The organism is Streptomyces sp. NPDC004126 (assembly GCF_050275515.1).
In the GTDB taxonomy this organism is placed as follows: domain Bacteria; phylum Actinomycetota; class Actinomycetes; order Streptomycetales; family Streptomycetaceae; genus Streptomyces.
In genome coordinates this window covers 1-20,426 of the sequence record NZ_JBNNPF010000086.1, presented here as the reverse complement: position 1 = coordinate 20,426, position 20,426 = coordinate 1, and the positions used below count along the sequence as shown (strand labels likewise).

The following is a 20,426-nucleotide window of genomic DNA, read 5'->3' as shown; positions in this document are numbered from 1 at the left end:
CCAGATCCTCGCCAACACCCGCAAGCTCCACCTCGGCCCCCGGGTCACCACCCCGGGCACCCGCACCTGGGAGCGCGCCCGCGCCCGCGGAGGCCGACGCGGACGGCGCCGCGCCCGGCTTGTCCGCCGGGGCGCCCGGATCGCCGTCACAGCCGGCCGCCGCCAGCACGACCAGCGCCACCGGCACCGCCGGCCACGCCCACTTCCGCCACTTCACCACCAGAACCACCCCCCTCCGCCTAGTCGTCGAACCCGAGCACGGTGACGAACCCACCCGACACCGCCGCGTCGTCGGCGAAGCCGGTGCCGACCAGCGTCGTGGCCGGCTCCTTGCGCCCGAAGCCCGCCGAGTACCAGCCCAGCGGCGGGCCCGTCTCGCCGCGGTGCGCCCGCCAGGAGAGCTGACCGGGCAGGTCGAGCACCGCCGACCGGTCCTCGCCGTCCCGGCTCCAGGTGAGCACCGCCCGGTCGCCCTCCAGCTCCGCGGTGACCGCCGGGCCGAGGTGGAACGCCAGCCGCACGGCCCGGCGCGGCCCGCTCACCTCGTCGACCACCCGCAGCTCCCGGCGGCCGGTCACCAGCTCCACCCGGCGCCGGTGCACGGAAGGCCGGTAGCCGTCGTGCTCGGCACACCAGCGCAGCACCCCCGGGTCGGAGGTGTCCGCGACCAGGACGCGGGTCTGGGCGTGCCGGGTCCACAGGAACGGCCCGCCGGAGACCGACTGGTCGCCGCCGTCCAGCTGCAGGGTGTTGTGCCCCAGCGTGGACCGGAAGTACTGCCGCCACTCCGGCTGCCCGTGGTAGCAGAACGTCCCCGGGTCGGCCAGGACCTCGACCCCGTCGTGCCGCACCTCCACGGACAGCGCGTCCGCGTGGGCGTGCGCGGCGATGGACAGGAAGCCGTGCGGACCGCCGTCGCAGCGGACCCACAGCTCCCCGGCACCCCCGGCATCCCGCAGGACCGTCATGCCGGCGTCCGGGAAGTGGACCGGACGGCGCGCCGGGCGGGCCACCGCCGGCGCGCCGGGCCGGATCAGCGCGGCCAGCAGCGCGGTGCGCACATCGGTGCCGGTCACCCCGGGCCACCAGTCGAGCCGGCCGAACACCGCGTCCCCGGTGGCCAGCAGCGACCCCCAGCGGTCGGTGCCCGCCCCGTCCACGACCAGCCCGTGCCCGTCGTCCGAGTCCCCCTGGCGCGGCGGCCGCAGCCGGCTGTCCACGACGGCCGCGAGCGCGTCGGTCATCCGCAGCAGCACCAGCCGCACCGGCGGCGGGACCGGCACACCGGCGGCGTCCGCCTCGGCCAGCGCGGCCAGGCCCAGCTCCAGCACCAGCCCGTGGTACTCCGAGGCCAGCTCCCGGTTGAGGCCGGAGAGGAAGGTGTTGCCGCGCAGGTGCCGCTCCAGCGACCGCAGCGCGTCGGACCGCCAGCGCTCCGAGGAGGGGAACCAGCCGAACGCGCAGGCCGCGGCGAACTGCCCGGCGGCCTCGGCGATGACGTGGTTGTTCGCCGACGAACCCCGGCTGGGGAACCCCGCCAGCCAGCGCTGGTGGTGCCAGACCTGCTCCCGGGCCACCGGGTTCTCCTCGAACAGCCCGGCCGCGCCCGGCCAGCCGTCGAGCAGCCGGCGCACCCACACCCAGGACAGCAGCCGGATCCCCAGCTCGATGCCGCTGGTCCAGTGCACCCCGCGCAGCGGCGGGTTGGCCGCCCACCACGACCGCAGGTGCGCCGCCACCCGCTCGGCGTACCGCTCGTCCCCGGTGACCGCGTACGCGGCGGCGAGCACGGTGAGGTACTGGTGCCGGGACGGCTCCCAGATCTGCTTGATGTCCCCGACCGCCTCCTCGTCCCGGTACGGCACGTCGAACGCGTAGCCCTCCGGGGCCCGCCGCCCCGTCTTCGGGTCGAAGAACCAGTCCGGGTCGACCAGGTCGTCGCGGTCCACCCCGAAGAACGTGCCGTGCCCCGCCATCAGCCGGTCAGCCTCCGCGAGGAGTCGCTTGGCGGCGTCCGGCGGCACCGCGTCGGCCGTCCCCGCGGGCAGTACCGCGGTGAACCGGGCGCCGCCCACGGCCGGGGCGTGCGGCGGCGCCGACCGCCACCGCCGCCTGCGCACCGTGTCGCCCACCCGGCCGCCGACCTCCTGCGGCCCCATCCGGGACAGCCGCCGCAGGTACCAGCCCGCGCTCATGCTCATCGGCCGTCCGCCAGCGTCACGGGCACGCCCGCGGCCAGGCCGGCCTGCACGGCGAGGGTGGCCGCCGTGGTGGCGACCAGCGACTCCAGCGGCACCGGCATCGGACCGCCCGACCGCACGGCCCGCACGAACGCGGCCAGTTCGGCGAGCTGGCCCTTGTCCCGGGCCTGGGGCAGCCGCGAGCTGACCCACTTCTTGCGCCCGGCCGCGCTCTGCTCGAAATACACCGAGGCGCGGACGAAGTCGTCCAGCCGCAGCACCTTGCCGTCCGCGACCAGGTCGAGCGTCTCCTTGGGGAAGCCGGGCGCGCCCGTGGTGACGTAGCTGATGGTGGCCGTGGAGCCGTCCGGGTAGCGCAGCACGACCTGGAGGTCCTCGTTGCCGGACGTGCCGGTCGCGAACACCGAGACCGGGTCGGCGCCCAGCAGCCAGCTCGCCGTGTCGATGAAGTGCCCGCCCTCGCCGGCGAACCGCGAGCCCTCGGTGCCCTGCTGGAGGTACCAGCTGCCGTGCTGGAGCCGGCCCGCGTTGACCAGGTAGCGCAGGCTCGCCGGGCCGGTCCGGGTGCCGAAGCGCTTGCGGGCCTCCTGGAGCAGCGGCGAGTAGCGGCGGTTGAAGCCCACCTGGAGCCGGTCGTTGCCGGACTCCTCCACCGCCGCGAGGACACCGGCCAGTTCGTCCTCGGTGAGGGCGAGGGGCTTCTCCACGAACACCGCCTTGCCGGCCAGCAGCGCCTGCCGGGTCAGTTCGGCGTGGGAGCTGTGCCGGGTGACCACGAACACCGCGTCGACGGACTTGTCGCCGAGCACGGCGTCGAGGTCGGTGGTGGCCTCGGCGAAACCGAACTTCCGCTGCGCGTTGGCCGCGGACAGCGCCGTCGTGGTGACGACCGTGGCGAGCTCGACGCCGTCGCGCTCCACCAGGTGCGGCAGCAGCATCGACGTGGCGTAGTTCCCCGCGCCGACGAACGCGAGGCGCACCGGCGCGCCGGCCGCCCGCGACGGCGTGGACACCCCCTCGCCGGAGCGCCTGACCGCGGGCACGGACAGCACCGGCGCCTGCACCTCCGGCTCCTGCCCGGGGTAGCGGAACAGCACGGCCACGGCCTTGAGTTCGCCCTCCTTCAGGCTCCGGTACGTCTCCACGGCGTCGTCGAAGTCGGCGATGTGGGAGACCAGCGGATCCACGTCGACCTTGCCGCGGGCGACCAGGTCGAGGAAGCAGGCCAGATTGCGGCGCTCGGTCCAGCGCACGTAGCCGATCGGGTAGTCCCGCCCGTCGAGCTCGTACTCCGGGTCGTAGCGCCCGGGGCCGTAGCTGCGGGAGAACCGGACGTCGAGCTCCTTCTCGTAGTACGCGTTCCAGGGCAGGTCCAGACGGCACTTGCCGATGTCGACCACCCGGCCGCGGTCCCGGCAGAGCCGCGCGGCCAGCTCGACGGGCTGGTTGCTGCCGCCGCCGGCCGCCAGGTACACCTGGTCCACGCCGTGCCCGTCCGTGAGCTCGGCGACGGCGGCCTCCACCGCCGCCGACCCGGGGTCGCCGCACGCCACGGCGCCCAGGCGCTCGGCGAGTTCGCAGCGCGCCGGGTCCGGGTCCGCGCCGAGGACGCGGACCCCGGAGGCGGTGAGGAGCTGCACCACCAGCTGCCCGATCAGCCCGAGGCCGATGACCAGCGCCACCTCGCCGAGCTGCGGCTCGCCCTGGCGCACGCCCTGCATCGCGATCGACCCCACCGTGCCGAAGGCCGCGTGCCGCGGTTCGAGCCCGTCCGGCACCCGCGCGTACAGGTTCTTCGGCACCCAGTTCAACTCGGCGTGCAGCGCGTGCTCGTTGCCCGCGCAGGCCACCACGTCGCCGACCGCCACGTCGTCGATCCCGGCGCCGACCTGCTCGACCACCCCGCACAGCGAGTAGCCCAGCGGAGTGTAGGAGTCCAGCTTGCCCATCACCTTGCGGTACGTGGCGGGCACCCCGTTGACGGCCACGCTCTGCATGACCTTCGCGACCTGGTCCGGCCGCGAACGGGCCTTCCCCAGCATCGACATGCCGGCCTCGGACACCTTCATGAGCTCGGTCCCGGTGGAGATCAGCGAGTAGGCGGTACGGACCAGCACACCGCCCGGCTTGCACCCCGGCACCGGCACGTCCAGCACCGCCAGCTCACCGGTCTTGTAGTTCTGTACGACTTGCTTCACCCGAACTCCTCTGAAATTGCTAAGCCGTGAACCCGGCGCTCTGACCGGACCCGGAGGTCGCGCCGCGGTACCAGTACTCGAGGGTCAGTACGTGCCACAGGTGCTTGGAGAAATCCCGCTGGCCGGCCGCGTCCTCGGCGGCGAGCCGCGCCAGCGCGTCGCGGCGCAGGAACCCGGAACGGACGAGCTCGCCGTCATGGATGACCTCGCGCACCAGCGGCGCCAGGTCCCGGCTCATCCAGGCGCGCAGCGGGGCGCTGAACAGACCCTTGGGCCGGTAGACGATCTCCCGGGGCAGGACCGAGGTCGCCGCCTCCTTGAGGACGGCCTTCCCCTGCCGTCCGGCGATCTTGCGGTCCCCGGGGAACGTGAACGCGGCCTTGACCACCTCGACGTCCACGTACGGCACGCGCACCTCGGTCGACGCGGCCATGCTGGAACGGTCCGTGTAGGCGAGGTTCAGACCCGGCAGGAACATCCGGGAGTCGCCCAGGCACATGCGGTTGACGAAGTCGTCGAGGTCGTTGTCCTCGTACACGTCGGCGTGCTCGGTCAGTACGTCGTCGACCGTCCCCGCCAGGTCCGGGTCGATCAGGTCGAGCAGCTCGCCGCGATCGTACATCGTGTAGCTGCGCCGGAAGGCCGTCTCCTCCGGAAGATCGGCGAAGGACAGGAACCGCTTCGCGAAGCGCACCGACCGGTACCCCCGGCGGGCGGAGGCGACCGGCAGCCGGTCCACGGCCCCGGACAGGCCGCGCCGCAGCGGCCCCGGGACGCGCTGGTAGCGCAGCGCGAGCACGTTGGCCAGGTGCTTGCGGTAGCCGGCGAACAGCTCGTCGGCGCCCATCCCCGAGAGCATCACCTTGACCCCGGCCTCCCGGGCGGCCGAACAGATCAGGAAGGTGTTGATCGCGGCGGGGTCGCCGATCGGCTCGTCCAGGTGGTACGTCATCCGCGGCAGCAGGTCGAGGACGTCCGGGGCGATCTCGATCTCGTGCAGGTCGACGCCGAACTCCTCGGCCACCGTCCGGGCGTAGCGCAGGTCGTCCGGCATCGCCTCGAACTTGGCGTCCTCGGCCCGGAACCCGATCGTGTAGGCGGACATCCCCGGCTGGTGGCGGGCGGCCAGGGCGGTCAGGTAGCTGGAGTCGAGCCCGCCGGAGAGGAAGGTGGCCACGGGCACGTCGGAGAGCAGGTGCCGCCGGGTCGACTCCTCGACGATGGCGGCCAGGTCGGGCAGCTCACCGGCCCGGGCCCGGTCCCGGCCCTCGGCCGCGACGTCCCGGAGGTTCCAGTACCGGCCGCGCTCCACACTGCCGTCCGGCCGGCACCGCAGCCAGCTCCCCGGCGGCAGCTTCTCCGCCTCGCGGTACGCGCACCGCGAGTCCGGCACCCAGTAGTACAGCAGCGAGGCCACCAGCGCCGCGTGGTCCACCTCCAGCGAGCCCCCGGTCGCCGCGGCGAGCGCCTTCAGCTCCGAGGCGAACACCAGGCCCCCGCCGCGCCGCAGCAGGAACAGCGGCTTGATGCCGAGCTGGTCGCGGGCGAGCACCAGCTCACCGGTCCGCTCGTCGAAGACCCCGAACGCGAACATGCCGCGCAGCCGGGGCAGGCAGTCCGTGCCCCAGCGCCGCCACGCCTCCAGCAGCACCTCGGTGTCGGACGTGCCCCGGAAGCGCACCCCGGCGGCCGCCAGCTCGGCACGCAGCTCGGGGGCGTTGTACAGCTCGCCGTTGTACGTGAGGACCAGCCCGTCCGACACCATCGGCTGGGCGCCGGTCTCGGAGAGGTCGATGATGGACAGCCGGCGGTGCCCGAGCTGCACCTCGCCGTCACCGACGGGGTGGCCGTACCGGCCCGCCCCGTCCGGACCGCGGTGCGCGAGGGTCTCCGTGAGCCGGTCGGTCACGGCCTTCCCGTCCGGCCACCGGTACGTGCCTGCGATGCCACACATGTCCTACCGTGCCTCCTGGTCGCTGTCCGGAACGTGCGCCGCCCACGCGGGCGGCCGTTCCGTCTGCCGTCCGCCCTCCTCCACCGCCTGACCGGCGGGGGAGGTACTCCCGTCGTTCTGCCGGGCCGGCCGCTCGTCCCGGCCGCGCGGAGCGGTGTACCGCCCGTCCCACAAGGTGCCGTCGGTCCGGTCGCGCGGATCGGGGTCGATCAGCACCACGCCGAGCACCGTGATGCCCTGCTCGGCGAGCTGCCGCGCCACCGTGTGCAGCCACGCGGCGCTGCCGTGCCCGGCCCGGACGACGAGCACGGTCCGGGTGCCGAGGTACTGGAGGTCGGTCCACGCCGTGCCGGGCGAGACCGAGCCCACGCCGAACCGGCGCTCCCCCTCGGACGCCGCCGGGGCGTCCTCGCCGACCACCGTCAGCTCCGCGGGCCTGCGGCGGTGGCGGGTGAGCCGGAGCCCGGGCAGGCCGTCGACGACCGACACCGGACCCTCCGCCGCCAGGGCCGCGGCCAGGTCCAGGGCGATCAGCGCCGCGGCCTGCGCGCAGCCCAGCTCCAGCAGCGACACCGGCTCCGCGGAACCGCGTACCGACCGGGCCAGGGACACGGTGAGCCGCTCGCGCGCCCCCCGGGTCCCGCGCCGCTGCAGGCGGCCGGCCGACCGGCGGGGGAGCTCCGTGATGACGGAGGCCCCCAGGTTCGCCGCGATCTCCCGGCGCAGCACCGGACGGTCGGCCACCACCGCGCCGACCGCGGCCACCGCGAGCCCGAGGACCAGCCCGAGGACCAGCCCGATCGCGGCGTCGGTGGCGGCGGCCTTCGGCAGGGAGTGCCGCACCGCGCGCGGCGCGTCCACGACCTGCGTGCCGGAGACGAGCTGCGGCGTGCCGACGCGCGCCTCCGCGGCACGCTGGCCGAAGTCGGTGATCCGGGCGGTCAGTTCGGCCCGCCGGGCGAAGAGCGACTCGGTGTTCGCCGACGCCTTGGGCCCGCTCTCCGGCGTGCCGTTCCCGATCGCCTTGTTGACCTGGTCCAGTTCCTCCCGCAACCGGTCGCGCTGGTCGAGCAGGGACTTGGACTCGGCCTCCGCGGCCTCCCGGATCCGCCGCACGTGGTCCGCTACGAACGCGTCGGCCAGCGCCTTGGCCCGGGCCACGGCCTGCGCGTCACCGGCGCCGGTCACGTCGATCTGGAGCAGGTTGTTGGTCAGGCCGGTGCCCGCGTAGTCCTTCATGAAGTCCTCGGGCTTCTCGGAGGACTTCAGGGTCTTCAGGGCCTGCTCGGCGATCCGCGTGGTCTGCAGCAGCGCGACGTCGGTGCGGATCAGCGTCCCGGGGTCGTTCGGCTGGTCCTGCTGGTGCGCGACCAGCACCTTGGCCACCGCGGTCGGCGGTGGCGGGAGCAGCACCGCCACGGCCGCGCCGATCAGCAGCCCCAGCAGCGCCAGGGAACTCCAGAGGCGGCGCCGCCTGCGCACCGACACCACGAGCGTCTGCAGGTCCAGCAGCGGAGCGGCGTGCGTCGGCTCCGTAGTCGTACTCATGGTCACCCTGAACTTCCCGTCGCGTCGGCGCCGACCGCGAGCGCCGGTGCGGCGGCCTTGCGGCGACGGCCGGACTTCCCCGCCGCACCGGCCTGGACCGTGCCGACGAGGACGATTCCGACGATCTCGTGCCCGGCGTCCGCACACGCCTCGGCGATCCCGGCGAGCTCCCCGGCGGTCCAGCTGCCGGGGCTGAGCACGACGACGGCACCGGACTCGTCCTCGCGGTCCGCGACCATCGGCCGGGACACCGGGACCTCGGCCAGCAGCAGCCGGGTCTCGTCCTCGGCGACGGCGGTGAACTGCCCGGCGGCCCGCAGGGCGTTCCCGTCGCCCTCCGGGACGATGAGCAGCAGCCGCCGCGGGGCCGCGAGCCCGTCCCCCAGACGGGCGTGCACCCGCCGGTAGCGGACCTGCCGGCCCGCCTCGTCGGACGTGCGCGGCGCCGGTACGTCCCACCGGACGTCGAGGCCGAGCAGCCGGCGGACACCGGCCCGCGGGCCGCGGCCCTCCGGCCGGTCCCCGGGGCGTTCCGCGGGCACGTCGACCGTGCCCAGCACCGCGGCACCCAGCACCCTGGCGATCTCCGCCTCGGTGCGCGGCCGGCGGTTCATCCGCGCGGCGGCGAGATGGCCGACGACCCCGAGGAGGAGGAACAGCACCGCCCCCGAGACGATCAGCTGCGTCCTCGTCGGCGGCGCCTCGCCGGTGGGCCGGGGCGCCGGCCCCATGACGACCATGTTGGCCTTGAGGGCCTTGCCGGCGGAGGGGTCGGCCTGCTCCAGCTTGTCGATGGCCTCCTGGAGCGTGGTGCGCAGCTTCGCCAGCTCGGTACGGGTCTGCACGCTCTCCACGGTCTGCCCCCGGCCGGCGGCGTCGGCCAGCTCGGTGATCCGGCGGCTGGTCTGCGTCACCAGCTGCCGCAGGGCCTCGGGCCGCGCCGCCGCGTCGGGGTCGGTGTTGTCGCCCGAGATCCGCGCGGCGAACGCGACGAACTGCTGCGCCACCTGGTCGGAGAGCCGCTGCGCGCGCTCCGGGGTGTCCGCCGTGCCCGAGATCTTGATGATGTTGCCGTCCGCGGCCGCGGCGGTCACCCGGTCCCGCAGCTCGGTGCGGCTGACCTTGGTCCAGCCCAGTGCGGTGGCCGCGCGGTCGACGACCACCGAACTCGCCGCGATCTCCGCCTGGGTCAGCAGCTCGCGCTCCTCCCACGCCCCCGGCAGCAGGACCGAGGCCGAGGCCGTGTAGCGCGGCGGAACGAGCAGGGAGGTGCCGTAGCCGACGAGTGCGCCCACCACGGCGAGGACGGTGAGCAGTCGCCAGCGCCGGCGGAGAATCCGCCCGATCGTGACCAGGCGTATCGTGTCGTCGCTCAACGGCGCGGCCTCTTCCCCGTACCGTCGGAGGAGCCCGCCGCCGGACGGCGGTCACGGCAGGCAGCGGCGTAGGCGGAGAGCAGCGAGGCCTGCGAGTTGCGCCAGGCGAGCGGCCCGTTGATCCGCTCCTGGCCGATCTTGCCCATCAGGGCCCGCTTCTCGGGATCGTCCAGCAGCAGCGCGATGAGCCGGGCGAACTCGCCCTCGTCGTTGGCGGGGGCGTACACGGCGGCGTCGCCGGCGGAGACCCGCGCCTCCTTGAGGTCGAACGAGACGATCGGCCGGCCCATCACCATGTACTCAAGGACCTTGTTCATGGTCGACACGTCGTTGAGCGGATTGCGCGGGTCGGGGGAGAGGCACACGTCCGCGGTGGACAGGTACCGCGCCAGGTCGGCGTCGGACACGCGCCCGGTGAACTGCACCTGCTCGGAGAGCCCGAGCTGCCGGGACAGCTCCACCATCGCGTCGAAGGTGTCGCCGCCGCCGACGAACACCGCGTGCCAGTCGTCGCGCCCGACCTCGTCGCGCAGCTTCGCCAGGGAGCGCAGGGCGTAGTCGACGCCGTCCTGCGGGCCCATCACCCCGAGGTAGCACAGCAGATGGGGCTTGCCGCGCTTCAGCTCGGGCTCGGGCGGCACCGGGTGGAAGCGGTCGGTGTCGGGCGCGCTGCGCACCACGAACACGTCCGACGGCCGCCGGCCGCCGCGGCGCACCGCGACGTCCCGGTAGCTCTCGTTCGTGGCGAGCACGACGTCCGCGGCCCGGTAGGTGAGCCGTTCCAGCGCGCACACGGCCCGGTAGAGCAGGTCCTCGCCGCGGTCGAACCGGGACAGGTACAGCTCGGGGACCAGGTCGTGCTGGTCGAAGACGAACCGCGCTCCGTGCCGCTTGAGCCACAGGGCGGGCAGGAAGAGCAGGTCGGGCGGGTTGCAGGCGTGGACCACGTGGACCGGACCCACCTTGCGGGCCAGCCGCATGGTGTGCCACAGGGCCGATCCGTACTCCTTCAGGTAGCCGGCCGGACCTCCGGTGGCCGCGCGCAGCGGGTAGCGGTGGATCCGCACCCCGTCGATCTCGGCCTCCGGCTCGGTGTCCCGCTTGGTCCCCTGGGGGCAGATGACGTCCACCGTCCAGCCGGCGTCGCGCAGCGTCGTGCACTCCTGCCACACCCGCCGGTCGAACGGCACGGACAGGTTCTCCACCAGGACCAGCGCACGCCGGCCGGTGGTGCGGCCGCTTCCGGCCGCACCACGCGTCGTCTTACCAGGCAAGGCCCACGTACCCCGGTTCGGTCCGGCGCGCGTCGGCGTCGGGAAGGTGGATGAGGTCGATGATCACCGGTCCGTCGCCGTGCGGCAGCGCCGACAGCACGTCCGGGTCCCTGGACCCGACCAGGCACACCTCGGCGTGGTCGAGCACCTCGTCGACGGAGTCGGCGAGCAGGTGCGCCAGGTGCGGCAGCCGGTTCTCGATGTACTCGCGGTTCGCGCCGAGCAGCCGGGAGAGGCTCACGTTGGCGTCGTAGATCTTCAGGTCGTAGCCCTTGCCGAAGAGCCGCTCCGCCAGCTCGACGAGCGGGCTCTCGCGCAGGTCGTCGGTGCCGGGCTTGAAGGACAGCCCGAACAGGCCCGCCCGGCGCTTGCCGGTGCGCTCCACCAGGTCCACCGCGCGCTGCAGGTGGTCGGAGTTGGAGGGCAGCACGTGGGAGAGGATCGGTACCGACACGTCGGCCCGCTGCGCCGCGTGGACCAGGCTGCGCAGGTCCTTGGGCAGGCAGGACCCGCCGAAGGCGAAGCCGGGCCGCAGGTAGGCCGGGCTGATGTTCAGCTTGCGGTCGGCCAGGAACACGTCGATCACCTGGTGCGAGTCCACCCCGAGCGCCCGGCACACCGCGCCCAGCTCGTTCGCGAACCCGATCTTGAGGCCGTGGAACGCGTTGTCCGCGTACTTGATCGCCTCGGCCACCGGGACCGGGACCCGGAACACCTCGCCGGGCAGGCCCTCGTACAGCTTGGCCACCACGTCGCCGCTCGCCGGGTCCAGCTCGCCGATCACGGTCTTCGGCGGGTCGAAGAAGTCCCGCACGCTGGTGCCCTCGCGCAGGAACTCCGGGTTGACCGCGACCCCGACCTCCACCCCGGCCGTGCCGCCGACGGACTTCTCCAGGATCGGCAGCAGCAGGTCCAGACAGGTGCCGGGGAGCATGGTGCTGCGGAACACCACGGTGTGCCGCCCGCCCCGTTCGGCCAGCGCCGCGCCGATCTGTTCGGTGACCCGCTCCAGGTACGTGGTGCACAGGCTGCCGTTGGACTCCGACGGCGTGCCCACACAGACCAGCGACACCTCACTCTCCATGATCGCCTCGCGGACGTCACCGGTGGCGCGCAGGGCCCCCGTCCGCACGACCTCGGCGATGAGCTCGCCGATCCGCTCCTCGACCACCGGGGCCTTGCCGTCGTTGACCAGGTCCACCTTCACCTGGCTGACGTCCACCCCGACGACCTCGTGGCCCATGCTGGCCAGGCACGCGGCCGAGACGCAGCCCACGTAGCCGAGCCCGAAAACACTGACCCTCATGACTCGTTCCTCCCCCCACGCAGGCCCCCACGGCCTGCGGTCCGCGCGTCTGCCCGACGACGACTCCCACGCATCGATAGGGCGCGCATCAATAGGCCCCCTGCCCGTAGACCACCGCACGCAGCGTCTTCCACAAGATCACTGTGTCCAGGGCGAGCGACCAGTCCTCCACGTACCGCAGGTCCAGCCGGACCGCCTCCTCCCATGACAGGTCACTGCGTCCGCTGATCTGCCACAGACCCGTGAGCCCGGGCTTGACCAGCAGCCGCCGCCGGATGTCCGGACCGTAGGCGGCGGACTCCTCCGGCAGCGGGGGCCGCGGACCGACCAGCGACATCGACCCCGTCAACACGTTGAACAGCTGCGGGAGTTCGTCGATCGAGTACCGGCGCAGCACCGATCCCACCCGGGTCACCCGCGGGTCCCGGCGCAGCTTGAACAGCAGGCCGGCGCCCTCGTTGCGGTCGGCCAGCTCGGCACGCACCCGGTCCGCGTCCGCGACCATGGTGCGGAACTTCAGGATGGTGAACTCGCGGCCGTCCTTGCCGACCCGGCGCTGCCGGTACACCGCCCCGCCCCGGCTGTCCGCGACCACCAGCAGCGCGACGAGCACCATCAGCGGCGCGAACAGCATCAGCAGGACCGCCGCGCCCACCCGGTCGACGACCTCTTTGACGGCCCGGCGGCCGCCGGTGAAGATCGGCATGCTGACCCGCAGCAGCGGGATCCCCAGCACCGCGTCCACGTGCAGCCGCGGGCCGGCCACCTCCATCAGTACCGGGGCCACGACCATCTCGGCGTCGCTGCCCTCCAGGTTCCAGGCCAGCCGCTGGAGCCGGTCCGGAGACCAGTGCGGGTCCGGGGTGACCGCGACGACGCGGTAGCCGTCGCGCCGGACGTGGTTGGCCACGTCCGCCAGCCGGCCGACGACGGGTACGCCGTCCAGCTGGTCGCCCTGGTCACCGTCTCCGCCGAGTCCGAGACCGTCCGTCGTGCACACCGCGTCCACCCGCCAGCCGAGGTGCGGGAACTTGCGGGTGCGGGTGATCAGGTCGTGCAGGGTGGCCGGGCTCCCGGCGGCGAGCACCGGTCGCAGGCACTGCCCCTCTTTCCGCTGTTTGTGCAGCCAGAGGCGCAGAAGATACCGCGTGGTCATGGTGACCAGCGCGATCGCGGGGATCGCGACGAAGATCCAGAGTTTGATGTTGCGCGAGGCGAGGGCGATCCCGCCGAGCGCGAGCACGACGGTCGCCGTGAACAATGAGCGGCCGAGCCGGCGGAATTCCTCGGCACCCTGGCCGAGAACCGCCGGAGCCCACGACCGGTTGACGGCCAGTGCGGCCAATACCAGAAGTTCGGTGCCGAATGCGAGAATTCCCCATTTCTCGTGCCAGTTGGCCGCGTCCCGGGCCCCGAAGAAGTTGCCGATGGACGCCACCACCAGGGCGGTGGCCACGGTATCGCTGGTCATCACGGTACGTCGGTACCGCTGCTCCCAGTCACTCGCGGGACGGCTGATCGCCCCATTCGCCAGACGCCCGCGTGCAGACGGGAACGAGCTGACTAATCCCCCTTGCCGCACAGAACCCCCCAAGGTCCCCAGTGGTACGACGTGTTCGCCAATCACCGTGCTCCGCCGGGAGGCCCCCGCCTCCCGACCGCGCCGTTCCTCCCCGGGATCCCCCCCCGGCCGTCTGGAACTGCTTGGACAACCCACCCCGGCGGCAGCGAACGGACGTGCCCCGCCAGACTTGCGACGTGCGCGAGAACCCGCCGAAACCTCGGGTGCTCCCCCGCACCCAAGGCCCTTTCCCGGGCCCCGAGAATTGATCATCCCCCACGCCTCGTGCCGGGGGGACGTGATTGCCCGCTTTCCGTAGCGCCTGACCTGTAGATCGTTTACTGGTTGCTCGTGTACGAACAGCTGAAGCACGGTCAATCTAGACCATGGCGGCCCGGTATGAAGAGCAGATGTGTGAAATTCGTGTTCACACCTTCAGACGGGTTCCACGGATCGGTCCGCGCCCGGGGTGCGGCCGCTGTGGAGCACCTCCCGTCGCCCCAGGTCAAGCCCGCCGAACCGGCCATCCGGGCGCCGCCGTGCAACGGTGCGCCCCCTGCTTCCGGTTTGGGCGGAGCCTCTCCCTCCGCCCTCGGTGGGGGCGGAGACGGACCGGCTCCGCTCCTCACGCCGCCGCGTGCCCGGGCGGCGGGCGGTCTCGGCCAGTCTGCCCGGAACCCCTTGCGCCGACGGGGAGTCGGCGTGGTGCACTGGCCGGGCCGGCCACCGATCAGGTGCGCGAGCGGCACCGCGGGTCCGGGACCGGCGCCGGACGGCACTCCGGCCCGGCGCACACCCCGTGCACGGCGGCAGGCGTGCGCGCCCCGCGTGACCCCGGCCCGGTGCCCGCCCTTTCCCGCCATTCCCCTCGCCCCGGATCCCGTCGGACCCCGCTGGACCACGCCGGACCCCGAATGGAGTGATCGTGCACCACCACGGCCCCGACACACCCGAAACGCCCTACGAGGACGTGGCCGTCACCGGCGGAGCCGGTTTCGTCGGCCGACACCTCGTCACGGCCCTCGGCCCGCTGTCCCGGAAGGTCACCGTCGTCGACCACGCCCCGCTTCCCCCCGGCCTCGCGGAACTGCCCGGCGTCCGCCACGTCCGCGCCGACCTGCGCGACTACGGCGAGACGCTGCTGGCGCTGCGGAGCGCCGACGCCGTGTTCCACCTCGCCGGCAACGCCAGCGGCACCGAGTCGGTGGCCGACCCCCGCCGCGACTTCCACCTCAACGCCCTCGCGACCTGCAACGTCGGCAACGCCTGCCTGGAGCTGGGGGTGCGCCGCCTCGTCTACCTCTCCTCCGCCATCGTCTACGGCACCCCGCGCCGCAGCCCGATCGACGAGGACCACCCCACCTCGCCCTTCCTCCCGTACGGAGCCTCGAAGCTCTCCGGCGAGCTGACCCTGCGCAGCCTGCACGCCACCGCCGGACTGCCGGTCGTCACCGGCCGTTCCTTCGTCGTCTACGGCCCCGGCGAAGACCCCCGCCGGGCGGGCGGGGAGGTCTCGCAGTTCCTGCGCTGGCACCTCAACGAGCAGCCCATCCCCGTGGTCGGCGACATCGACCGCAAGCGCCGCGACTTCATCCACGTCGAGGACCTCTGCCGGGCACTGATCACCCTGGCCGACCGGGGCGCCGACGGCGAGACCTACAACCTGGGCACCGGCACCGCCGTCTCCATGCGCGAACTCGCCGCGGAAGTGGGGGCGGCGACCGGCCGCCCCGCGCTGCTGGACGCCGACCCCTCCAGCCTGGCCGACAGCTTCACCCTCCTCGCCGACACCACCCGGCTGGAAGGACTCGGCTTCGCCCCCCGGATCACCCTGGCCGAGGGCCTCACCCGGCTGGCCGGCCTGCTCGGACCGTACCCCGAACTCCCCACCGCCAGGGCGGTGTTCCGCCGCGAGACCCCGGCGCGCCGGAGCCTGGAGGCCAGGCCGTGCTAGCCGTCGACGGAGGTGCGCCGCTGCTCGCCGAAGGGGAGGCGGCCCCCTGGCCGCACATCACCGACGCCGACCGCCGGGCCGTGCTCGACGCGATGGACGGGGCGACCCCGTGGCACTGGCCCATGCGCACCGTGCGCGACCTGGAAGAGGCCTGGGCCGAGTACACCGGCATGCCCCACGTCCTCGCCGCCAACTCCGGTACCGCGGCCCTGCACATGGCGATCGCGGCCGCCGGCGTCGAGCCCGGCGACGAGGTGCTCGTGCCGGCCGACACCTTCCTCGCCTCGGCCTCCTGCGTGCTCCAGGCCAACGCCATCCCGGTGTTCGTGGACACCGACCCCACCACCTTCAACATCGACCCCGCCCGGATCGAGGAACGGATCACCGACCGCACCCGCGCCGTCGTCGCCGTGGACCTCAACGGCCTGCCCGCCGACTACGACGCCCTGCGGGCGATCACGGACCGGCACGGCCTCGTCCTCATCGAGGACGCCTCGCAGGCACACGGCGCCTCATACCGCGGCCGCCCCGTCGGGTCCCTCGCCACCATGAGCGGCGCCAGCCTCAACGGCTCCAAGACCCTCTCCGCCCTCGGCGAGGGCGGCCTGTTCGCCACCCGCGACGGGGAACAGCACCGGCTGGCCCGGCGGGTCCTGATGTTCGGCGAGGAACTCCCGGGCCAGAGCCGCGACTACAACGCCCGCATCATGGGCTGGAACTACCGGATCGACGTCCTCGCCGCCGCGTTCGCCCGCTCCCAGCTCACCCGCCTGCCGCAGATGTCCCGCGTACGGCAGGCCAACGGGGCCGCCCTCACCCGGGCCCTGGCCGGCGTACCCGGCATCCGTACGCCTGCCGTCCCCGAGGACCGCACGCACGTCTACTTCTTCTACCCGCTGCTCGTCATGCCCGAGGAGCTCGGCCTCGACGGCCTCCCCGTCGCCGCCTTCCGCGACGCCCTCGCCCGGGCGGTGAACGCCGAAGGCCTGCACATCACGCGCTGGCAGCCGCAGCCGGTACCCGGACAGACCCTGTTCCAGGAGCTCCGCGGCTACGGCCGCGGCTGCCCCTGGAGCTGCGGGCACGCCCGCCCCGGCCACCACTACGATCCGGCGCAGTACCCCGTCAGCGAGGAGGTCTGCCTGCGCCGCCTGGTGCTCGGACAGAGCCTCAGCTCCCTCGGCCCGCCCAACGACGTGACGACGATGCACCGCTACGCCGAAGTCCTGTACAAGGTTCTCGTCGAGGAGCGGGACGCGTTGGCCGACCTGACCCGGCGGACCGCCGGCCCGGCGCACTGACGGGCCGGGACGGACGGCACACGAACGACGAGGGGACCGACGCAGATGCGCAACGAGCCCGAGACCGCGGGCGGACGCGCGGCGCCGCCCGCCCGCGCCCGGAGCCCGCGCCCGCGGACGATGCGGCTGGCCGTCTGCGCGGTCTTCTTCGTCACCGGCGCGGCCTTCGCCACCTGGGCCGCCCGGGTACCCGGCGTCCAGAGCCGGCTGGACCTGTCCGCCGGGGAACTGGCCGTGGCCCTCGTCGGCCTGAGCGGCGGCGCCTTCCTGGGGCTGCCGCTGGTCGGCGGCCTGGTAGCCAGGTACGGCAGCCGTACGGTCCTGTGCACCGGCATGGCCGCCTACCTGGGCGCCCTCGCGAGCCTGCCGTTCGTCCCGGACCTCGCGGTGCTGACGGCGGCCCTGGCCGTGTTCGCCTGCGGCAACACGGCCGTCGACGTCGCGATGAACACCCAGGGCGTCCTGGTCGAACGCGCCTACGGACGCCCCGTCCTCGGCGGCTTCCACGCCATGTTCAGCCTCGGCGGCATCGCCGGCGCCACGGCGGGCGGCCTCGCGGCCTCCGCCGGCATCGGCATCCGCGCCCACTTCACGGTGACCGCCCTCGTACTGCTGGCGGTCGCGGGGGCGGCGGCCACGGCCCTCGCCCCCGAACCGCCGCGGACCGGGGGCCCGTCCAGGACCGGACCCCTGCTGGCCCTGCCCGGGCCGGGCCTGTGGATCCCCGGGCTCGTGGCGTTCTGCGCCCTGATGGGGGAGGGGGTCGTCAACGACTGGGGCGCCGTCTACCTGACGGAGGAGACCGGAGCCTCGGCGGGCGCCGCCGGCCTCGGGTACGCCGTCTTCTCCGCGGGCATGGTCGTCGGCCGCCTCACCGCCGACCGGCTGCGCGCCCGCCTCGGCACGGCCCGCTTCACGTTCCTGTGCGCCGTGGTGGCGGGCACCGGCGCCCTGATCCCGATCCTCGACGCGACGACCGCGGCGGGCTTCGCCGGCTACACCCTGCTCGGCCTGGGCATGGCCGCGGTCATCCCCCTCGTCTTCGCCCACGCGGCCGCCCTGCGGCCCGGGCACACCGGCTCCTCCATCGCCGCCGTCTCGGCCGTGGGCTACGTCGGCTTCCTCGCGGGCCCCCCGGTCATCGGCGCCCTGGCGGAGGCGACGACCCTGCGCTGGGCGATGCTGGTGCTGCCGGCGCTGATGGCGGCGATGGCAGCCCTGGCCCCCCGTCTGCACCGCCCCTGACGGAGCGTCGGCCAGGGCGGCGGGTACAGCTCACCGGCTACCTCGCCACCTGGCACGGCCGGGTCCAGTCCTACGGCACCCGCTACGTGCGGCCCCCGGTGCTCGCAGGGGACGTCTCCCGCCCCGAGCCGGTCACCGCCGCCCGTGAGGTCCGCACGTGCCTCACCGGCGACCGCGGCTGACCGGGTACGAACAGGGCCCTGCCGTCCCGGGATTCCGGGGCGGCAGGGCCCTGAGGGCGTGCACGTCGTGCGGTCAGACGAGGGCCGACGCCGGGCGTGCCGCCGTCGCCTCCGCACCCGCCGGATCGGTGCGGTGGGCCAGGAGCCGCTGGGCGAGGACCCCGAAGACGATCCCGAACACGGCCCACAGCACGAGCTGTACGGCGATGGACGCGACCCGGAAGTCCCACAGCAGGGCTGCGGGGAACTCGGGCTTGACGGCGTCGGTGTTGTCCGGGAGGACCAGGAAGGCCAGGCCGGTGGCGACGACGAAGCCGCCGCCCGCCGCCAGAGTGGCGTTCCAGTTGCCCAGGCGCGGCGCCAGGCGCCGGCCCAGGACGATCGCGCCGACGCCCAGCAGGACGCTGAGCAGGATCATCAGGAAGAACAGCGTGGTGCGCTGGCCGATGGTGTCCGGGTTCCCGACGGCCGGCGGGGTCGCCGGGTACTTCAGGAACGGCACCAGGTAGACCAGCGTGAACGCGCCCCCGGCGGTGAGGGCGGCCGTGGCCCGGGGGCCGAACCGGCCGAAGCGGCCCAGGGCGAAGGAGAACGCGAGGGAGGCGATGCCGCCGAGCGCGACCCCGTAGACCAGCACGCCGGTGGCGAGACCGACGGTGGACTGCACGGGCCGGCTGACGAGTTCTTCCTCCTCCTCCGCGGCGGCGGTGGCGTCGCCGCCGCCGTGACCGGCGTGGCCGGCCGCGGGAGCGGCCTCCTTGGCGGCGGCCGCCTCCTCGACGGCGATGGAGCCCCGGACCGGGGGCTCACCGACCACGTAGGCGACGGCGAAGGCGAAGAGTCCGGCGATCAGGCCCGCGAGCATGCCGCGGACCAGGAGACCTCTGACAGTGGAGGCGTACATGGTGCGCGCGCCTCTCAGTGGCAGGGGAAGCCGAGCAGGTGACGGCCGTCGTGCACCCACTCGTGGACGCCCTCGCCGGAGAACACGGCGGTGGCACCCTGCTCCGCGCCGACGAAGTACAGGGCCACCAGCATCAGCAGGCCGACGAACAGCGCCCAGGGCAGGACGGCCTTGACCGGCAGCGGAGCCGACGGCGAGAGGGCGGGGGCGGATACGGCAGCGGAAGCGAGAGCCTCGGCCATGGTGGAACCTCCTCGGGGAACAACGCGTCCCATACGGTGGTGCGGGACGACGGTCCTCGGGTCTGACTCGCCGCGACGCCGCCCCGGGGAGGGGCGCCGACGCAGCACACAGTGGCGCGACCATGCCGGATTCACACCGGGCTTCCGCCTCGCCGTCGTCGCTATGTCTTTATGTCGCCGTGACGCTACAACCCCGCGGGCCCTCCCACCAAGCGGATGAGTCGCTGATCACACAGGATGTCCGTGCTCCGGACGGTGTGCCGGGGCGAGGGACTTGAGGGGCGGGCCGCGCGAGGCACCCGCTGCCGCCGGCCCGTCCACGAGGTCACCGGGATGTCCGTACGCGTGCGCTACACCGCCCGCGGGTCGGTCCGCTCCGTGAGGGTGCCGTACAGCTCGGGGCGGCGGGTGCGCATCAGGCCGAACTCCAGCCAGTCGCGGCGCTGGTCGAGGTCGAGGTCGGCGACGAGGACGGCCGGGGTGTGGCGCGGCGCGCGGAGCATGACCCGGCCGTAGGGGTCGGAGATGAACGAGGAGCCGTAGAAGACGGAGCGGCCCTCGGTCCCGACGCGGTTGGGCACGATGGCGAACAGGGCGTTGGCGAGCCCGTTGGCGCTGATGGCGTGCTCCCACATGGGGCGGGTGTCGAAGTCCGGCAGGTCCACCTCGGAGCCGATGGCGGTGGGGTGGACGAGGATGTCCGCGCCGGCCAGCGAGTACGCGCGGGCGAGCTCCGGGAACCACTCGTCCCAGCAGGTCGGGAAGCCGAAGCGGGCGCCCTGGTGGGCGACGACCGGGAAGCCGCTGTCGCCGGGCCGGAAGCACAGGTCCTCGCGGTAGCCGGGGAACGCCGGGATGTGGTTCTTGCGGGTGCGGGCGATGAGCCCGCCGTCGGAGTCCACGCAGACGGCCGTGTTGTAGCCGAGGCCGCCGTCCTCGGCGCGCTCGTAGAGGGAGGCGTGGACGGTGATGCCGAGCCCGGTGGCCAGCTCGGTGATCAGCCGGACCGTGGGGCCGGTCTCGACGTCCTCCAGCCACTGCTCGGCGCCGTCGGCCATCGGGTCGTCCGTGTTGCAGAAGTACGGGCTGCGCGCCAACCTCCGGCACGCCACCCACACCATCCGCGACAAGCGCGCCCGCGCGGTCGCCGAACTCTCCGACTGGGACCGGCTGCGCGCCG

15 protein-coding genes and 2 pseudogenes are annotated in these 20,426 nt (G+C 73.7%); 5 read left to right on the top strand and 12 right to left on the bottom strand.

Annotated elements, in window-relative coordinates; translation table 11 throughout:
• The 9 genes and pseudogenes from ACQKM2_RS38895 to ACQKM2_RS38855 form a co-directional block, all read right to left on the bottom strand.
• A pseudogene (locus tag ACQKM2_RS38895) lies at nucleotides 1-229 on the bottom strand (right-handed parallel beta-helix repeat-containing protein); the annotation flags it as partial.
• Between the two features lie 10 nt (nucleotides 230-239).
• The gene (locus tag ACQKM2_RS38890) at nucleotides 240-2,201 is read right to left on the bottom strand and encodes an alginate lyase family protein (protein ID WP_427718454.1); all 1,962 of its coding nucleotides are present in this window, start codon (nucleotides 2,199-2,201) and stop codon (nucleotides 240-242) included.
• The gene (locus ACQKM2_RS38885; RefSeq protein ID WP_427718451.1) at nucleotides 2,198-4,399 is read right to left on the bottom strand and encodes a bi-domain-containing oxidoreductase; all 2,202 of its coding nucleotides are present in this window, start codon (nucleotides 4,397-4,399) and stop codon (nucleotides 2,198-2,200) included. Before ACQKM2_RS38885 ends, ACQKM2_RS38890 begins: the two co-directional genes overlap by 4 nt.
• 19 nt (nucleotides 4,400-4,418) lie before the next feature.
• Nucleotides 4,419-6,353: an asparagine synthase (glutamine-hydrolyzing) gene (gene asnB, locus ACQKM2_RS38880; RefSeq protein ID WP_427718450.1), complete on the bottom strand. Its 1,935-nt coding sequence runs from the start codon at nucleotides 6,351-6,353 to the stop codon at nucleotides 4,419-4,421.
• Between the two features lie 3 nt (nucleotides 6,354-6,356).
• Nucleotides 6,357-7,907, bottom strand: coding sequence for a Wzz/FepE/Etk N-terminal domain-containing protein (locus tag ACQKM2_RS38875; protein WP_427718449.1), 1,551 nt, complete (start codon nucleotides 7,905-7,907; stop codon nucleotides 6,357-6,359).
• A complete protein-coding gene (locus tag ACQKM2_RS38870) occupies nucleotides 7,904-9,277 on the bottom strand; it encodes a Wzz/FepE/Etk N-terminal domain-containing protein (protein WP_427718447.1) in 1,374 nt (457 codons plus the stop codon). Before ACQKM2_RS38870 ends, ACQKM2_RS38875 begins: the two co-directional genes overlap by 4 nt.
• Nucleotides 9,274-10,551 (bottom strand): glycosyltransferase family 4 protein, encoded by a 1,278-nt coding sequence (locus ACQKM2_RS38865; protein ID WP_427718444.1) that lies wholly within the window; start codon nucleotides 10,549-10,551, stop codon nucleotides 9,274-9,276. The genes ACQKM2_RS38870 and ACQKM2_RS38865 overlap by 4 nt, the downstream gene beginning before the upstream one ends.
• Nucleotides 10,541-11,857 (bottom strand): nucleotide sugar dehydrogenase, encoded by a 1,317-nt coding sequence (locus ACQKM2_RS38860; protein ID WP_427718442.1) that lies wholly within the window; start codon nucleotides 11,855-11,857, stop codon nucleotides 10,541-10,543. The genes ACQKM2_RS38865 and ACQKM2_RS38860 overlap by 11 nt, the downstream gene beginning before the upstream one ends.
• Before the next feature lie 88 nt (nucleotides 11,858-11,945).
• Nucleotides 11,946-13,439: a sugar transferase gene (locus ACQKM2_RS38855; RefSeq protein WP_427718440.1), complete on the bottom strand. Its 1,494-nt coding sequence runs from the start codon at nucleotides 13,437-13,439 to the stop codon at nucleotides 11,946-11,948.
• Nucleotides 13,440-14,343: 904 nt separating this feature from the next.
• On the opposite strand from ACQKM2_RS38855, the gene ACQKM2_RS38850 reads away from it, so the two are divergent.
• Genes ACQKM2_RS38850 through ACQKM2_RS38835 form a run of 4 tightly spaced genes read left to right on the top strand, consistent with a single transcriptional unit; the run spans nucleotide 14,344 to nucleotide 18,100 of the window.
• A complete protein-coding gene (locus ACQKM2_RS38850) occupies nucleotides 14,344-15,372 on the top strand; it encodes an NAD-dependent epimerase/dehydratase family protein (protein ID WP_427718437.1) in 1,029 nt (342 codons plus the stop codon).
• Nucleotides 15,366-16,673 (top strand): DegT/DnrJ/EryC1/StrS family aminotransferase, encoded by a 1,308-nt coding sequence (locus ACQKM2_RS38845; protein ID WP_427718434.1) that lies wholly within the window; start codon nucleotides 15,366-15,368, stop codon nucleotides 16,671-16,673. Before ACQKM2_RS38850 ends, ACQKM2_RS38845 begins: the two co-directional genes overlap by 7 nt.
• A 45-nt stretch (nucleotides 16,674-16,718) precedes the next feature.
• Entirely contained in the window at nucleotides 16,719-17,918 is a 1,200-nt protein-coding gene (locus tag ACQKM2_RS38840) for an MFS transporter (RefSeq protein WP_427718431.1), read from the top strand.
• Complete coding sequence (locus tag ACQKM2_RS38835) at nucleotides 17,846-18,100, top strand: hypothetical protein (protein WP_427718457.1); 255 nt, start codon at nucleotides 17,846-17,848, stop codon at nucleotides 18,098-18,100. Before ACQKM2_RS38840 ends, ACQKM2_RS38835 begins: the two co-directional genes overlap by 73 nt.
• A 73-nt stretch (nucleotides 18,101-18,173) precedes the next feature.
• Here ACQKM2_RS38835 and ACQKM2_RS38830 read toward each other — a convergent pair whose 3' ends face one another.
• From ACQKM2_RS38830 to ACQKM2_RS38820, 3 genes are all read right to left on the bottom strand, one after another.
• Nucleotides 18,174-19,004, bottom strand: a complete 831-nt coding sequence (locus tag ACQKM2_RS38830; RefSeq protein ID WP_427718429.1) for a CbtA family protein — start codon at nucleotides 19,002-19,004, stop codon at nucleotides 18,174-18,176.
• A 14-nt stretch (nucleotides 19,005-19,018) separates the two neighbouring features.
• Entirely contained in the window at nucleotides 19,019-19,246 is a 228-nt protein-coding gene (locus ACQKM2_RS38825) for a CbtB domain-containing protein (RefSeq protein ID WP_125814294.1), read from the bottom strand.
• Between the two features lie 350 nt (nucleotides 19,247-19,596).
• Entirely contained in the window at nucleotides 19,597-20,304 is a 708-nt protein-coding gene (locus ACQKM2_RS38820) for a nitrilase-related carbon-nitrogen hydrolase (RefSeq protein WP_427718426.1), read from the bottom strand.
• Between ACQKM2_RS38820 and ACQKM2_RS38815 the strand changes: the two are divergent.
• A pseudogene (locus ACQKM2_RS38815) lies at nucleotides 20,216-20,426 on the top strand (hypothetical protein); the annotation flags it as partial. The gene ACQKM2_RS38820 and the pseudogene ACQKM2_RS38815 sit on opposite strands and share 89 nt — an antisense overlap.

Coding starts and splice junctions, on each gene's coding strand:
- ACQKM2_RS38830 (WP_427718429.1), bottom strand. CDS start 19,004: ATGTACGCCTCCACTGTCAGAGGTCTCCTGGTCCGCGGCATGCTCGCG.
- asnB (WP_427718450.1), bottom strand. CDS start 6,353: ATGTGTGGCATCGCAGGCACGTACCGGTGGCCGGACGGGAAGGCCGTG.
- ACQKM2_RS38820 (WP_427718426.1), bottom strand. CDS start 20,304: ATGGCCGACGGCGCCGAGCAGTGGCTGGAGGACGTCGAGACCGGCCCC.
- ACQKM2_RS38860 (WP_427718442.1), bottom strand. CDS start 11,857: ATGAGGGTCAGTGTTTTCGGGCTCGGCTACGTGGGCTGCGTCTCGGCC.
- ACQKM2_RS38890 (WP_427718454.1), bottom strand. CDS start 2,201: ATGAGCATGAGCGCGGGCTGGTACCTGCGGCGGCTGTCCCGGATGGGG.
- ACQKM2_RS38840 (WP_427718431.1), top strand. CDS start 16,719: ATGCGCAACGAGCCCGAGACCGCGGGCGGACGCGCGGCGCCGCCCGCC.
- ACQKM2_RS38825 (WP_125814294.1), bottom strand. CDS start 19,246: ATGGCCGAGGCTCTCGCTTCCGCTGCCGTATCCGCCCCCGCCCTCTCG.